Origin of the sequence: Streptococcus cuniculi (assembly GCF_004570575.1) — a bacterium.
In the GTDB taxonomy this organism is placed as follows: domain Bacteria; phylum Bacillota; class Bacilli; order Lactobacillales; family Streptococcaceae; genus Streptococcus; species Streptococcus cuniculi_A.
Window position 1 is genome coordinate 1 of record NZ_SPPD01000029.1, and the last position, 14,494, is coordinate 14,494.

Genomic DNA, 14,494 nt, shown 5'->3' on the forward strand with positions numbered 1-14,494 from the left:
TGGCTTCTAGTGAAACAAGAAAATCAATCATCGTAGTTACCTCTTTTTCTAGTTTACTACTTTGATTGATTTTGTCGCTATGTAAATAGTTTTCTGAAAACTATCTTTTCTTCATGCGTTTGACGTGCAAACTTGTTTAGACACGAAAAACACCAGCACAAGGCTGGTGCAGGAGATTATGAAAAATTTTTAGGATTGGTTATAGTATATCATGGGTTAGTGATGAGGGCATCGGTCTTGGGACGGAGAATTAGTACCACATTATTTCTTTCACCCCAGTTTTACGCATACTGTCATAGCAATTACTTCGATTTTCGTGTAAGGTTGCTAGTCTAAAATAACCCAACTTATCTTTTTTTTAAACCAAGGACAACCACTTTCTTATCTTTGTTCTTGTAAAAGACTACACTAAGTCTCATTGTATTTCTTGATAAATCTTTATCTAAAATACAAATCTTCACCTTATCTTTATAAAAGATTTCGTATATAAATTCATAATTTGCAATACGAGGTCTAACGTCTTTATAGTTAGGATGATTTTTGAACTCACCCAAATCAAAGTTCCCTTTTCTCATCTCAAGAATCCATGAACTAGCATAATAACCCGTATTTAACTTATGTAATCCTAGCACATGAAATAAATCCTCTGTTTGGAACTATACCGTAAATTCTGGTAAACCTTTATAGCTAGTGATTACCTTACATTTTTTACCGTTGAAGTTCAACTCATAATCTTCAAAAATATCTCTAAGATTCACATTTTTTCTTTCTACACAAAATAAAAAAGTACCGGGTCGGATTTTCCCTCCGACCGAGGTTAACAATTAAGTGTTGAGTGCACTTAATTCCCCGTTGTGCTTCTTAGGCTTATCGCTGGGGAACAGTTCTTGAGCTCTGCCAAGCCGTATAGCGTGCTTCTGCTATAAGTCTGTGTCACCACAGATTAAATCGAGGGTTTAACGACGGTCGAAGTCGGAACATAGAAAGGAGTTGACTGCTTTAGTTGCCTTGTAGATTTTTGCGTTCAGGAAGAACGTCTTGGCTGAGTTGTACTCGTCACCATTCAATAGCTTGTGAGTTCGTGCCGCTGGGTTGAAAAGGTAGATCTGACCTTTCGTGCGCTTGCTGTTTAAATCTTCTTCTAATCGTACAAAGAACATATCTTCTTCCTCCATATTGTTGTTAGTGTTGTTTTCAGGAGCGCCTGCTCCAGTTTTTAATTGATTGAGATAGTTTTGGACTTTTGCTTTGAAATTGTCCCAGTCACCGTTGTCCAGAATGCGGTGTGGACAATATTTTCCTGACCAATCTTGATGTTTACGAATGCGATCGATGCCCCAGTTTAGTTCATACAGAATGAGAGCTGCTAGTTTAGCGCCGTTCTCCTCTGATTGCTTGTACCGAGGGTTGCCTGGTGTCAAACTATGACAAATCTCAATTCCGATGCTGGACATATTTCCGGCGCCTTAGCCGTCGCCACAATGCCAAGCGTTTCGCTTGTGTGGAATGGCTTGAATAGCCTCTACATCGTCAACAGCCCAATGATAGCTGACCTCATTCGTGTTACCATTCATGTAGCTAATTTCTGCCAATGCGCTTGCATTATTAGCTGTATTGTGAATAGTTAAGTATTGAGGAGTCATAGCGAACGGCTGTTTATTGCCATGGTTCCACGCTGGCACTGGCATGGATACCAGTCTTAAACCTAAATTTCCCATCTTTTATATACCTCACTTCCCGTCTTTCTTATCGGGTTCTGGAAATGTATGACGAGCAATGTTATCCTCGAATTTTTCTTTGTCAAATTCGATAACTTCGTCAAATTTCATAGCTATTCCTCCTGTTCATTTTGATAATTTTTACTAGAGATGCCTAAGACAGTCCCTGCAAACGCTGTAAACAGACCAATAATTGTTGTGAAAACAGTTGTGTCATAGTCTAAAACTACACCTAATCCGCTAATAAGCGTGATGAGCGCTGGCACAATGACCGTCACAACTTGCTTTGCTACATCATACTGTTTGTTAGTTAGTTTCATGCTATTTCTCCTTTATTTCTAGCTCAACGTAACGACTATAGAGCTTATCGATGTAACCATTGCCACCGAGGGCTTTGTAATTGCGATACATACGATTGATGAATTCAAATTCTTTTGGACACGTATAGCCTAATTTGAGAGCTGTATTGATTTTCTCTTCTAAACGTCCATACATCGTAACTAAGTGACTTTCATTGTGATTAGCGATAGTCTGCTTCACATCTGCTAAGCTACGATTATTCGCGTCTCCTACTTCTTTCACATCGTCAACACTAGATTTGATGTCGGATAACTCTGTCTTAATTGTGTTGACCTGCTCCTTGTTGACGTGTTGAGCTTTCACGCCTAGGTAACCAAAGAAAGCAGGAACACCGTACATCATAAGGTGAGGGAATACCTTTTCTAGATAATCAAGCATGTGTTCTTCTCCAATCTAAAAAGAATAGTCCTGCGACTACTCTTTATTCTCTGCTTCCTGCTCTGAGAGCACTTGGCCAACAACCGTCCGCAAGTTAAACAACTTCGGTACGTCGTCAAAGCTGTAGGTACCTCCCACAACCAGTGCTACCCAAGACTTTACAATAATAGATTTTTTAGTGAATTTCATAGTAAATTTTCCTTTCTTAATTAACGCTGCTCCTGTGATAAAACTACTCAATAGTTGCTTCATGTTCGACGTCCTCCGCTTCTTCAACGATTTCTACGTCTGATTCTTCAATCGCCTCATCGCCTTCTTCTTCGTCAGAGAAGCCACCTGCGAATAGCTCCGTCAACTCTGCGACTGCTTGATTGACCGTAGCCTCTAACTTTTCAAAACGCTGATTGCGTTCCGCTTCTGCCTTTGTCGAACGCTCTTCTAACTCCGCATACTTGTCTTTAATATCTATAATCGCTTGATTCGCTTCATTGACTTTACCGTTCAAGAGCTGGTCTGAGAAATCCTTGACATAGCGCAATGTGAACCAGTCCAGCGCTAGCTTAATCAACTCCGCATCTGAATCCTGCGTGTGATCCCCGTCCAGAACCGCGTTGAATAGGACTGTCTCCCGTTCATCTGCTTCCTTGACACCGACCAAAGTCTTTCCTGTCGTTTCATCAAAAGAAGCAGATGAATAGATTCTTAATGCCATACTAGCCCTCCTTTTCTAGTCTACTTGCCTCATACTGTTCTAGCAGATTGTCTACTAATTCAATCTCGGCAAGAGCTAATTCACCGTCATATTCTGATAAGAAGTCTAGGAAATCCATATAGCGCTTAGAATACTCGCCGCCCTTGATGACGACGTCCTCATCTCGCAATTCATCTAGAAGCCCGTTAACCTCTTGCATTTTGCTAGCATCTATCATGACAAGATTACATGTGTCATCACGCTTGAACGCGCCGTTTTCTGAGACTTCGACATACTCTTTCAAGATGTCTGTTTCGTCTTGTAAGTACACGTTCAGTTTATTTGCCGCATGAGCGGACAACTTAGCTCTGCCACGGTTCGCTTTCATATTGTGGACCTCTACTTTTTCAAGTACGGTCATGAGAGTTGTTAAATCTTTCCCTTTTGTGGTTAAAAAACTTGGATTATCTGGATTATTGACCATACATCCTCTCACCTCCGTATGTTCTGGACCTAGTCTTTTAGGCTAGGTTTTATTGTTTGATTCAATGAGCGTTTCCGAATATTCTCTCGGATAATTCTTTCTAACGTCCCTATTTCTTTGATATTAGCATGTGTATCCCATACATTTGACACGGCTTCTTGATAAGTTTTGGAATGAGCTAGAATATCTTCAATCAACTGTTCAAAATGTTTTCGATAATCTCTGTTATCGCCTTTTGTTTATTTTTCATCTTTTCCTCCCCTCCTCACCACTAATTTTTATTTACTCCGAATGGGTCTTCTGCAATAGCTTTAAGTGCAGATTCCATGTTTTCAATGCGGTTAAACACTTCTAACTGCACTTCCTTACGAGCCTTGAGTTCTTCAGCGATAACTTCAAGGCTTTTCGCGATACGCTCAAAAATCTGTTTCATCTTCTTACCTCCTTTTTATTATTTTTTCTAAAAAGTTAGCGAACCTCTTGACAAGTCTAGTCAAATGTTTTAAAATGAAAACATAGAAAAAAGACCTACTAAAAGTAAGGTTATACCTATAAAAAACAGACGCCAATCAGTTTCATTAGGCTTTATTTTTTAGTTGTCTTGTTCGCTAACTCTTTAGCTTACGAATATAATTTCAAAACATTTGACTAAATTAGTCAACTATTTTCTACAAATATTTTAAATTTATTTTTTCGTGTACTTAGAAAGGTTGATAAATCAATGTTTGTAGCATTCGATAAAATAAAAGAATTGGCTGATAAGCAAGGGATTTCTATAAATATTTTAGAAGAAAAGCTAGGATATGGAACAAATACTCTTTATCGTTTAAAGAGAAGTAACCCTAGCTCTAAGGTGTTGAAGGAGATTGCTGACTATTTTGGTGTTTCTGCTGATTATCTTCTTGGACGGACTGATAATCCGCATATCGCAGGAGAAGACACTACAGCTACTGTTGATTTTAAGTCCATAGCTGCCGAATCCATGGCCTACGATGGACACGAATTGAACGATGAAGACATAGACCTCATTGCCTCAATTTTAGAAACAAGGATTAAGAATAGAAATAAGGACTGATAGCCTATGATGTCACCAGAATCTGTCTGTGCCGAAAACGGTATAGATGTGGTGTTTTTTGACGGTCGTGGAGCAAAAAACAAAGGGATTTTTAATAAAAATCAAAAAGTTATCCTCATCGATTCGTATCTTGATGATCACGAGAAGAAAAAGGTCATCTATCACGAATTAGGACACAAAGACCACGACCCTGACTACTATAAACGTAATCGTGAGTTATACGAGCTACAAGCTGATAGGAATATGATTCACCACTTGCTCAAAGAAGAGCTAACTTATTACGATGACACAAAGGACTTTAACTACCTTCATTTTATGGAGAAACACAAATTAAAAAGCATGGCCAATGAAGTCATGGTGAAGGAAGAATTTAATGCTCTTGTTAACGAAAACTGGCAAGACAAGTAAAATATGGTAATAAAATTTTAATAATATTACAAATAAAATAAATTTTAAAAGGAGAATTATTATGAAAAAGAATAAAAAGCAAGGTTGTTTAGGTTGCTTGGGTGTTGTTGTTCTGGTGGTGGTCCTAGCTGCTATATTTGGTGGAGGAGATAAAAAAGAGACCTCAACATCAACTACAAAAGAATCACAGGTAGAGACGACTACTGCTACGGAGACAAACAAAGAACCGGAAAAAACGGAGGAAAATGTTCCAACTGAATATAAATCTGCGCTCAAGAAAGCAGAAAGTTATTCTAAAACTATGTCAATGTCTAAAGCAGGTATATATGAACAATTAACATCCGAGTACGGTGAAAAGTTCACTCCTGAAGCAGCTCAATATGCAATGGATAAACTAAAAGCTGACTATAATGCTAATGCTTTAAAAAAAGCAGAATCTTATTCTAAAAATATGTCAATGTCTAAAGCGGGCATCTATGACCAGCTTATCTCTGAAAACGGAGAAAAGTTTACACCCGAAGAAGCTCAGTACGCTATTGATAATTTAAAAGCAGATTACAAAGTCAATGCTTTGAAAAAAGCAGAATCTTACCAAAAACAAATGTCAATGTCCCCAGATGCGATTCGTGATCAACTGGTCTCAGAATATGGTGAAAAATTCACACAGGAAGAAGCTGATTATGCAATTGCAAATCTAAAATAAAACAAAAAAAACTCCTCACACTCCGCCGGCCAGCTTTAGTGTGAGGAGAAAAAAAGATTGAATAGTAAAAACCTGCTTCAGCAGTAGGTCTTTTTACTATACCCATTTTATCAAGAAATGAGGAGAAAAGCAAATGGAAATAAAGTCCTATAAAAAGAAAAATGGCACTACTGTTTATGGTTTCCGTGTCTATGTTGGAAAAGAATAAGTACATCAAGCGCCAAGGATTTCCAACAAAGGGTAAAGCTAGAAGCGCACTTCTCCAACTTCAAGAAGAGCTGGAAAATGCTTCTGAAATCAAAAAAGACATCACCGTTGAAGAAATTAGTAAAAAATGGCTGAAAGAATACTATGAAACAGTCCAAGAAAGCACCTACATAAAGACCGAGCGAATGATGAAAAACCATATCCTGCCAGCCATTGGATCAGAAAAAGTAACAGACATTACACCATTGCAAATGCAAGAGCATCTCAACTCATGGATGAAAAAGCTGGTCCATGGCCGAAAACTCAAAGGACTAACCTCAAACATCTTCAAGTATGCGATTCGCTACGGCTATTTAGATAGAAACCCTATGGACAGCGTTATAACTCCTGCTAAAAAACGGACAGAAGATGAAATAGATTTCTATGATAAAGATGAATTAAAAACCTTTCTTGCCTATGTTGACAAAACACAAGATATAGAAAAGATTGCCCTCTTTCGACTACTAGCCTTCACAGGAATTAGAAAAGGGGAGCTTTTAGCCTTTCAATGGGAAGACTTGATAGAAGATACCATCCAAATAAAAAAAGCCATTACACGAAGATTTGGAGGCGAAGAAATAGGCCTCACAAAAACAGCGAGCAGCAATCGCCTTGTCAGTATCAATAAGCAGACCAAGGAAATCCTCCTCAAGCTAAAAAAACAATTCCCCCACACCAAATTCATGTTCGAATCAGAAAACGGCAGTCACCTCTCCAGCTCCCTACCTAGAAAATGGCTCCTACAAATTCTCAAAGAAACAACACTACGGCCAATAACAATCCATCAGTTCAGACATACACATGCCAGTCTCTGCTTTGAAGCAGGAATGACCCTGAAACAAGTCCAATATCGCCTAAGACACTCTGACCTTAAAACAACCATGAACATCTACACCCATATCACCAAACAAGCCAAAGATGACATCGGAGAAAAATTCTCGAACTACATCGATTTCTAAAAAACAGACTCTTTTCAAAAAAAGGGTCTGTTTTTGGGTCTGTCTTTTTCAAAAAACATTAAAAACAATTAAAAAACGCTGTCAAATCAACGTTTTACGAACTTTTAATAAAGAATAAAAACATATAATGGAGCCGGTGGGAGTCGAACCCACGTCCAAACACCTGCTAACTTATTCGTCTACAACCATAGGTTATGTCTTGATTTAACTGGGAGACGGCACATAACTCAAGCCCCATCCAAGCGATTCAGTCCATCTCTTTTAGAACTTACTGACACAATTCTAACGTAGCTTGCTCATTTAAGACCATACAGCAGACACAAGCAATCTGCTACTAGTCACGCAGGCAGGTTATTAAGCTGCTAATGCGTAAGAATTTGTATTTTTTGCAGTTATATTTAACTGGCGTTTTACATCCGCTAGATGAGTTGCAGAACAAGCCTCATAATGCCTGTCGAATCCGTAACGACCCCTTCAATCAGAGTACCATACTAGTATACCAAATTTTTAAAAAAATAGCAACAGATTTTAGTCAGGACAAACGCATGAAACAACCGTTTCCGAATGATACCTTGAATAAAAACAGTTTATTTTAAGGTTCTTCTATAGTAACAACACTAACCCCTCCCCAATACTTTATGAAAAAATCCGAACTATGAAATACAGAAAACTTTATTTTCTCTCTAAAAATCTTTCATGCGTTTGTCGTGGATTTTAGTTTTCTATTTTCAGAATTGAGCTATTTTATGGTAAAATGAAGTTATGTATAAATTTTGGCAAAAAACTTTTCAGATTCTCAGTATTCTCACACTCATTGCTAGTGTCTTTCTCGTCATCTGGCTCTATAAAATTGGAATTTTAAACGATCAAAATATCCTAGCCGATACTATTAAGGGACATGGAGCATTTGGAAGTCTCACCTATGTTTTCATTCAAATCATTCAAGTAGTCTTTCCGATTATCCCTGGTGGTGTAACGACCGTTGTCGGCTTTTTGGTCTTCGGACATTGGTGGGGCTTCGTTGTCAATTATGTTGGGATTTCTATCGGCAGCATCATCCTGTTTTGGCTGGCCCGAACATACGGCAAGGCCTTCTGTCTGCTCTTTATGACTGAAGAAACCTTTTACAAATATGAAAGTAAGATTGACAATAAGAAAAGCTATGAAATCTTCTTCATCCTCTGCATGCTGTCTCCTGTATCGCCTGCTGATATTGTCGTGATGATTACTGGTTTGACCAGCATGAGTTACCGCAAGTTCACCACCATTATTCTCCTATGTCGTCCCATTTCCATTGTGGCCTACAGCTTCTTTTGGATTTATGGGGGACAGTGGCTACAACATTTTATCAAATAAAAAAGACTTCGTTAGAAACTATTCTGACGAAGTTTTGTTTTTTACTTAATTCCTAGAGCAATGCGCGCATAGCGACTCATTTTTTGGACTGTCCAAGCTGGTGACCAAACTAGACGGACGTCTACCTCTGTCACTTCTGGAACGGTACTAAGCACGTCATAAATCTGATCGGTAATCAAATCAGCCAGCGGGCAACCCATAGTGGTTAAGGTCATATCAATCTCTGTTTTGCCATCCATGAAGCGGATTTCATAAATCAAGCCAAGATTGATAATGTCAATTCCTAATTCAGGATCAATGACTTCTTCTAAGGCATGAAAAATCCGTTCCTGAATTTCTTTTACTTGTTCTTCTGTATAAGCCATTGATAGTGTCTCCTATTGTGATGTGATTGATATAGCCCTTCGTTTGCTATTCATTACATAGTTAATCCGCCTAGCCTAACTTCAATACAAATCGAAATTAGGATTTGAGATACTTTCTTAAATAGTGCGGACGCAAACAAACTCCTCACTAGTTGAGGGAGTAGGACAGAAATCGGTAACTCGTAAGAGTTCGATTTCGTTGTCCCACCCCGCAAGGTTGACTAGGTTTGCCGCATGTTAACAAATCAGCATACGACAAACTAGACAACTACTGCGTCAACCTGTTAAAACTATGAAACGTAAGGAGATATGGGACTTTTGTCCCAACCTCAAGAATTTCACTTACTGCGAAAGTATCATTTTCGGCTCACTTCGCTCGCGATTTTCTCTCAAAATATTAGTAAAAAACTATTCTTGAATTTTAGCAAACATAAAAGACTATACAATGTTGGTGTGAACAAAATTGACTAGAGAAGTATATTCTCCCATTTTCGAGCAGACGTTAAAAAGTCCAACTAATCAGCCCACTCTCGTATTTCTAGGTGGGCGCTGATACTGACTAGCCAGGGCCTGCTCTTCGGTTTCTAGGCAGGCGTTAAAACGGTTCCCCGAACCAGCCCGCTTTCGTGTTTTCAGGCGAGCGCTGATACTGCCTATCCGTAGGCAGTATCAGTCCTCAATAAAGTCGCGCAAGGGTTTGCTTCTGCTTGGGTGGCGGAGTTTGCGGAGGGCTTTTGCTTCAATTTGGCGGATGCGTTCGCGGGTAACGTTAAAGACTTTGCCGACGTCTTCTAGGGTACGCATTTTTCCGTCATCCAGTCCGAAGCGGAGGCGAAGGACGTTTTCTTCGCGGTCTGTAAGAGTGTCTAATACTTCATCCAATTGTTCCCGCAAGACAACACGTGTGGTGTAGTCCACTGGATTTTCAATCACTTCGTCTTCAATAAAATCACCAAGATGACTGTCATCTTCTTCACCAATCGGTGTTTCAAGAGAGACCGGTTCTTGGGCAATCTTCAAGATTTCACGCACTTTGTCCGGTGTCATGTCCATGCGTTCAGCGATTTGTTCTGGCGTTGGATCTTGTCCCAATTCTTGGAGCAAATTACGCTGTTCACGGACCAATTTATTAATTGTTTCAACCATGTGAACAGGAATCCGAATGGTGCGAGCCTGATCCGCAATCGCACGGGTGATGGCTTGGCGAATCCACCATGTCGCATAAGTTGAAAACTTGAAACCTTTTGAATAGTCGAACTTGTCAACAGCTTTCATCAAGCCCATGTTTCCTTCTTGAATCAAGTCCAAGAACTGCATGCCACGGCCGACATAGCGTTTGGCAATGGAAACCACCAAACGGAGATTGGCTTCTGCAAGACGTTGCTTCGCTTCTGGGTCACCAGCTTCTACAGCAAGGGCCAATTCCTGCTCTTCTTCATTGGTTAAGAGGGGCACAACCCCAATTTCTTTTAAGTACATGCGCACAGGGTCATTGACTTTAGCAGAATTACTACCGAGTAACTCTTCATCTGTTAATTCAGGCTCTTCTTCTACTTGAAGGACGCGCGCACTTGGATTGCCCTCCTTATCAACAATCGCAATCCCTGCATCCTGAATCCGTTGCAAGAGGTCATCAATCCCGTCTGCATCAAGAGTGAAAGGGATGACCAATTGATCATTGATCTCATCGTCTGTTGCAGTACCCTCTTTTTTATGGTTACGGATAAAATCCGCAACTTGAACATCAAAAGTTGTTACTTCTTGTTTTTTATCTTTTTTCGCTGTCATAGTTACTCCATATTTCTTTTATGTGCAATGAGTTGTGCTAATTCATCCAATGCTGCTTCGGTATTGCCAATGTGGACGTGTTCCCGAATGACACGTGATTTCTGCTGATTTTCTCGCTTGAGCTGTTCCTGTTGCCTCCGCCTTTCTAGCTCCTCTAGCTCGCTGTCGCCCATCTCCTCTGGCAATTTTTCCTCCAAGACTTGATACCAAGCTCGCTGGACTTGCTCTGTCTGCTGGGCCAAATCATAGGCTGTCACCTCCCCATACTCTTTTAAGAGATTAAACAAGACTTGCAATTCTGGTGTAAAGAAGAAAAAGTCCTCTTTCAATCGATAGTCATTCAAGATATAGGGGTGGGTCATCATGCGGTTGAGCAAATGATTTTCCGTGCGAACCAGTCGTGACAAGCGCATTTTTTGAGGTAATTCGGCAATTGGCTGTCTCCGTATATCGCCTCGACCTTGCGCTGTCTGACTGCGTTCTGCCCGCTCATGTAAACGCAAATGATTGACCGCTGCTTCTACCTGACCATAGTCAAAATCGGGCAAGACATCCGCTACCTTATATATATACGAATTTTGCGCGGTGATTGACTTATTTTTTGCAATAATCGGTGCAATTTTTTCAACAAACTCAATCTGCATCTGTAAATTATCGGGATTTGCAGGCTTGAGATACTGAATCAAAAACTCCACGTCGCTAATCCGACTAGTCGTCAAGACTTGATAGAGCATTTCCTTTGAATGCTTGGCTAAAAATTCATCCGGATCCAAATTGTCTGGCAGGCTAACAATCTCAACTTGAAAGTCCTGCAATTCGTCAAGTGCTTTTGCCGTCGCTGCCTGACCCGCCGCATCTCCGTCATAGGTCACAATCACCTTTTTACAGAATTTAGCTAAATGCTGGACATGTTCTCTGGTCAAGGCTGTCCCCATTGAGGCAACGGCATTGTCAAGTCCAGCCCGATGAGCGGCAATAACATCCATAAACCCCTCCATGAGATAGACCTCATGGCTTTTTTTGATCACAGCCTTCGCCTGATCCAGATGATAGAGTTCATAGCTCTTATTAAAAATCGCAGTGCTTCTACTATTTTTGTACTTGGCGAGTTGTTTATTCTCCAAATCTCGGGGCTGCCAAATACGCCCTGAAAACGCCAAGATGCGCCCATGTTCATCGGTCAGAGGAAACATAATCCTCCCCTGAAAGGCATCGTAAATAAGGTTGTTATCAGCAGGGTTAAACAAGCCCGATTCGAGCAAGACCTGTTCCTCAAACTTGGCAGACAAATGTTGATAGAGGTAATTTTGCTCTTGGGGAGCTAAGCCAATCTGGAAATGCTTGATGACCTCATCTGTCAAGCCACGGTGATGCAGATAAGCTCGCGCTTCCTCCCCCATTTTTGTCGTCATCAAGAGGGCATGGTAAAATTTTCCAGCTTCCGTATGAATGTCAAAGAGAACCTGATGGGGATGCACACGGCGTTCCTGAACGGCTACTCTCTGCTGCTCTAGCTGAATCCCAGCCTTTTCAGCCACTACCTGAACACTGTCTGTAAAGGAGATGCCTCGGTATTCCTCGATAAATTTAAATACATCGCCTGACTTGCCACAACCAAAACAATGGAAGAATTGCTTATCTTCGACCACGTTAAAGGAAGGCGTCTTTTCACCATGGAAAGGACACAGCCCTAAAAAATTGCGCCCTGCCTTGGTCAAAGAGATGACCTCACCAATGACATCCACAATATTGACTGCCTGTTTAATCTCATTGATTTTCTCTTTTGAAATCATGCGGTCACCTCCTTCCAGTGCAAGGTATCAGCTATTATAACATGTTCTATTTTATACTAAAAATGTAAAATTGTAAAATTTCCAAACTAAAATACTTGTCAAAAAACTCCTTTCAGCATATAATGGGAGTAATCTATTTTTTTATGAAAGGACATATTTAGGATATGTTAAAAGATTTAAAAGCATTTTTGCTTCGCGGTAATGTTGTGGATATGGCAGTCGGTGTGATTATCGCCGGAGCCTTTGGGGCAATTGTACAATCCCTTGTTACAGATGTTATTACCCCTCTCTTCTTAACCCCAGCTTTGAAAGCGGCTGGTGCAGAAAAAATTTCTCAACTTAGCTGGAATGGCGTTGCGTATGGCAACTTTTTGAGCGCTATCATCAACTTTGTGATTGTTGGTACCGTTCTCTTCTTCATCGTAAAAGGGATGGAAAAAGCGCAAAGCCTTGCTAAAAAACAAGAAGCTGCTGACGAAGCAGCGGCAGCTGAGGTTGCGGGACCAAGCCAAGAAGAATTGTTGGCAGAAATCCGTGACTTGTTGAAAAACAAATAAGAGCTAAAAAGACAAGGTAACTTGTCTTTTTATGTATACTGGGCATCTTGCACTCAAAAAAGAAGTTGGAGCAAACCAACTTCTTTTTTGAGTGGGAACGCAGCTGGTTCAGCTTTAGCCGATTACAGCTGAGCAACCTTTTAGGTGTCTCATTGCGCATACCCATTCGGGTTCTTTGACTGCCAGTTCCATGTATCACGGCACATGTCCTCAATCGTCTTTTCTGTCCGCCAGTTGAGTTCTGCAAGAGCCTTGTCTGCATTGGCAAAGCAGGTTGCCACATCGCCAGGACGACGATCCACAATCGTATAGGGTACAGGTACACCATTGACTTTTTCAAAAGCTTGCACCAGTTCCAGTACGCTGGTCCCCTGACCTGAGCCAAGGTTGTAGGTATAAACACCTGTGGTATCTGCAATTTTCTCCAAGGCCTTGATATGACCGAGTGCCAAATCAACAACGTGGATATAGTCACGGACACCTGTTCCGTCTACTGTGTTATAGTCATCACCAAATACGCTCAATTCAGAACGTTTCCCAACAGCTACCTGAGCAATAAAGGGCATGAGATTATTTGGAATCCCCGCAGGATCTTCACCAATCAAGCCTGATTCGTGCGCTCCGATTGGATTGAAATAGCGAAGAAGAGCGATGCTCCATTCAGAATCCGCTACTTCCACATCACGGAGAATTTGCTCCAGCATCACCTTGGTATAACCATAAGGGTTGGTTGCACTAGTCGGCATGGTTTCAACCAGTGGAGAAGGATTGTGAAGACCATAGACAGTTGCACTGGAACTAAAGACTATTTTTTTCACACCGAACTCTGCCATGACTTCTACGAGAGCCAAGGTGGTCATGATGTTATTTTCATAATACATAACCGGTTTTGCAACAGACTCACCAACCGCCTTGTAACCAGCAAAATGAATAACAGAATCAATCTCCTCTTTTTCAAATACAGCGCGAAGAGCATCCTTATCTGCCACATCCAATTCATAGAAGGTAGGAACCTTTCCTGTTATTTCCTTGATCCTATCTAAAACCAGCAAACTGGAATTCGATAGATTATCAACAATGACAACTTCTTTGCCTAGGTTCAACAATTCAACCACGGTATGACTACCGATGTAGCCTGCACCACCTGTTACTAAAACACTCATGAAAAACTCCTTTATATTAAGTATGGACCGGGCAAAAAAACAGCTTGACAGCTGTTTTTTACATGTTAGAATTTTTTACGCTTACGAGCTGCTTCTGATTTGCGTTTACGTTTTACAGATGGTTTTTCGTAGAATTCGCGTTTGCGTGTTTCTTGAAGAGTACCAGCTTTGGTAACCGCACGTTTGAAACGACGAAGAGCATCATCAAGTGATTCGTTCTTGCGCACAACTGTTTTTGACATTATTTTCACTCCCCTCAATTTCAAAGTCTACACTATTATACTTCTATCCACTCGTTTTGTCAAGATATTTCCTGAAATTGTCACGACGTACGCATGAAAAGTTTCCCAGTGAGCTTTCGTCCTTAGAAAGCATTTTAAAACAGGCAAAACATTCGGTCTCCCCAGTATTGAATCTACTTCCCAAATAATTGTGGTAAATAGTCCTCCA

At 40.5% G+C, this 14,494-nt stretch carries 17 protein-coding genes, 1 other RNA gene and 2 pseudogenes; 6 read left to right on the plus strand and 14 right to left on the minus strand.

What is annotated here, in order from left to right; all coding sequences use genetic code 11:
* Positions 1-347: 347 nt before the first annotated feature.
* The 8 genes and pseudogenes from E4T82_RS12905 to E4T82_RS12570 all read right to left on the minus strand — a co-directional run bounded on the left by E4T82_RS12905 (position 348) and on the right by E4T82_RS12570 (position 4,064).
* A complete protein-coding gene (locus E4T82_RS12905) occupies positions 348-632 on the minus strand; it encodes a hypothetical protein (protein WP_228065154.1) in 285 nt (94 codons plus the stop codon).
* A 324-nt stretch (positions 633-956) separates the two neighbouring features.
* A pseudogene (locus E4T82_RS13065) lies at positions 957-1,718 on the minus strand (peptidoglycan recognition protein family protein).
* A gap of 113 nt (positions 1,719-1,831) precedes the next feature.
* Positions 1,832-2,038 (minus strand): phage holin, encoded by a 207-nt coding sequence (locus E4T82_RS11490; RefSeq protein WP_135182921.1) that lies wholly within the window; start codon positions 2,036-2,038, stop codon positions 1,832-1,834.
* Position 2,039: 1 nt separating this feature from the next.
* Complete coding sequence (locus tag E4T82_RS11495) at positions 2,040-2,456, minus strand: hypothetical protein (RefSeq protein WP_135182922.1); 417 nt, start codon at positions 2,454-2,456, stop codon at positions 2,040-2,042.
* 36 nt (positions 2,457-2,492) lie between these two features.
* The gene (locus tag E4T82_RS12565) at positions 2,493-2,645 is read right to left on the minus strand and encodes a hypothetical protein (protein WP_167753626.1); all 153 of its coding nucleotides are present in this window, start codon (positions 2,643-2,645) and stop codon (positions 2,493-2,495) included.
* Positions 2,646-2,688: 43 nt separating this feature from the next.
* On the minus strand, positions 2,689-3,168 hold the full coding sequence (locus E4T82_RS11500) for a hypothetical protein (protein ID WP_135182923.1): 480 nt from the start codon (positions 3,166-3,168) through the stop codon (positions 2,689-2,691).
* A gap of 1 nt (position 3,169) precedes the next feature.
* The gene (locus E4T82_RS11505; RefSeq protein ID WP_135182924.1) at positions 3,170-3,631 is read right to left on the minus strand and encodes a DUF1617 family protein; all 462 of its coding nucleotides are present in this window, start codon (positions 3,629-3,631) and stop codon (positions 3,170-3,172) included.
* Positions 3,632-3,902: 271 nt separating this feature from the next.
* Complete coding sequence (locus tag E4T82_RS12570) at positions 3,903-4,064, minus strand: hypothetical protein (RefSeq protein WP_167753627.1); 162 nt, start codon at positions 4,062-4,064, stop codon at positions 3,903-3,905.
* 288 nt (positions 4,065-4,352) lie between these two features.
* On the opposite strand from E4T82_RS12570, the gene E4T82_RS11510 reads away from it, so the two are divergent.
* From E4T82_RS11510 to E4T82_RS11525, 4 genes and pseudogenes are all read left to right on the plus strand, one after another.
* Positions 4,353-4,706, plus strand: a complete 354-nt coding sequence (locus E4T82_RS11510; protein ID WP_135182925.1) for a helix-turn-helix domain-containing protein — start codon at positions 4,353-4,355, stop codon at positions 4,704-4,706.
* A 6-nt stretch (positions 4,707-4,712) separates the two neighbouring features.
* Complete coding sequence (locus E4T82_RS11515; RefSeq protein WP_135182926.1) at positions 4,713-5,114, plus strand: ImmA/IrrE family metallo-endopeptidase; 402 nt, start codon at positions 4,713-4,715, stop codon at positions 5,112-5,114.
* Between the two features lie 61 nt (positions 5,115-5,175).
* Positions 5,176-5,817 (plus strand): Ltp family lipoprotein, encoded by a 642-nt coding sequence (locus E4T82_RS11520; RefSeq protein ID WP_135182927.1) that lies wholly within the window; start codon positions 5,176-5,178, stop codon positions 5,815-5,817.
* 133 nt (positions 5,818-5,950) lie between these two features.
* Positions 5,951-7,022: pseudogene (locus E4T82_RS11525) on the plus strand (tyrosine-type recombinase/integrase).
* Between the two features lie 125 nt (positions 7,023-7,147).
* Here E4T82_RS11525 and ssrA read toward each other — a convergent pair.
* Positions 7,148-7,495, minus strand: a transfer-messenger RNA (tmRNA) gene (gene ssrA, locus E4T82_RS11530).
* A gap of 289 nt (positions 7,496-7,784) precedes the next feature.
* Here ssrA and E4T82_RS11535 point away from each other — a divergent pair.
* A complete protein-coding gene (locus E4T82_RS11535) occupies positions 7,785-8,378 on the plus strand; it encodes a TVP38/TMEM64 family protein (protein ID WP_075104341.1) in 594 nt (197 codons plus the stop codon).
* 41 nt (positions 8,379-8,419) lie between these two features.
* Here the strand turns inward: E4T82_RS11535 and E4T82_RS11540 are convergent, their stop codons facing one another.
* The 3 genes from E4T82_RS11540 to dnaG form a co-directional block, all read right to left on the minus strand.
* Entirely contained in the window at positions 8,420-8,743 is a 324-nt protein-coding gene (locus tag E4T82_RS11540) for a metal-sulfur cluster assembly factor (RefSeq protein WP_075104342.1), read from the minus strand.
* Between the two features lie 669 nt (positions 8,744-9,412).
* The gene (rpoD, locus tag E4T82_RS11545) at positions 9,413-10,531 is read right to left on the minus strand and encodes an RNA polymerase sigma factor RpoD (RefSeq protein WP_135182928.1); all 1,119 of its coding nucleotides are present in this window, start codon (positions 10,529-10,531) and stop codon (positions 9,413-9,415) included.
* 2 nt (positions 10,532-10,533) lie between these two features.
* Positions 10,534-12,324: a DNA primase gene (gene dnaG / locus E4T82_RS11550; protein ID WP_135182929.1), complete on the minus strand. Its 1,791-nt coding sequence runs from the start codon at positions 12,322-12,324 to the stop codon at positions 10,534-10,536.
* A gap of 164 nt (positions 12,325-12,488) precedes the next feature.
* On the opposite strand from dnaG, the gene mscL reads away from it, so the two are divergent.
* On the plus strand, positions 12,489-12,881 hold the full coding sequence (gene mscL / locus E4T82_RS11555; protein WP_135182930.1) for a large conductance mechanosensitive channel protein MscL: 393 nt from the start codon (positions 12,489-12,491) through the stop codon (positions 12,879-12,881).
* A gap of 149 nt (positions 12,882-13,030) precedes the next feature.
* Here mscL and galE read toward each other — a convergent pair whose 3' ends face one another.
* Both galE and rpsU read right to left on the minus strand, forming a co-directional pair.
* A complete protein-coding gene (gene galE, locus E4T82_RS11560; protein WP_135182931.1) occupies positions 13,031-14,044 on the minus strand; it encodes a UDP-glucose 4-epimerase GalE in 1,014 nt (337 codons plus the stop codon).
* A 65-nt stretch (positions 14,045-14,109) separates the two neighbouring features.
* Positions 14,110-14,286, minus strand: a complete 177-nt coding sequence (gene rpsU, locus E4T82_RS11565) for a 30S ribosomal protein S21 (RefSeq protein ID WP_000048054.1) — start codon at positions 14,284-14,286, stop codon at positions 14,110-14,112.
* Positions 14,287-14,494 lie beyond the last annotated feature (208 nt).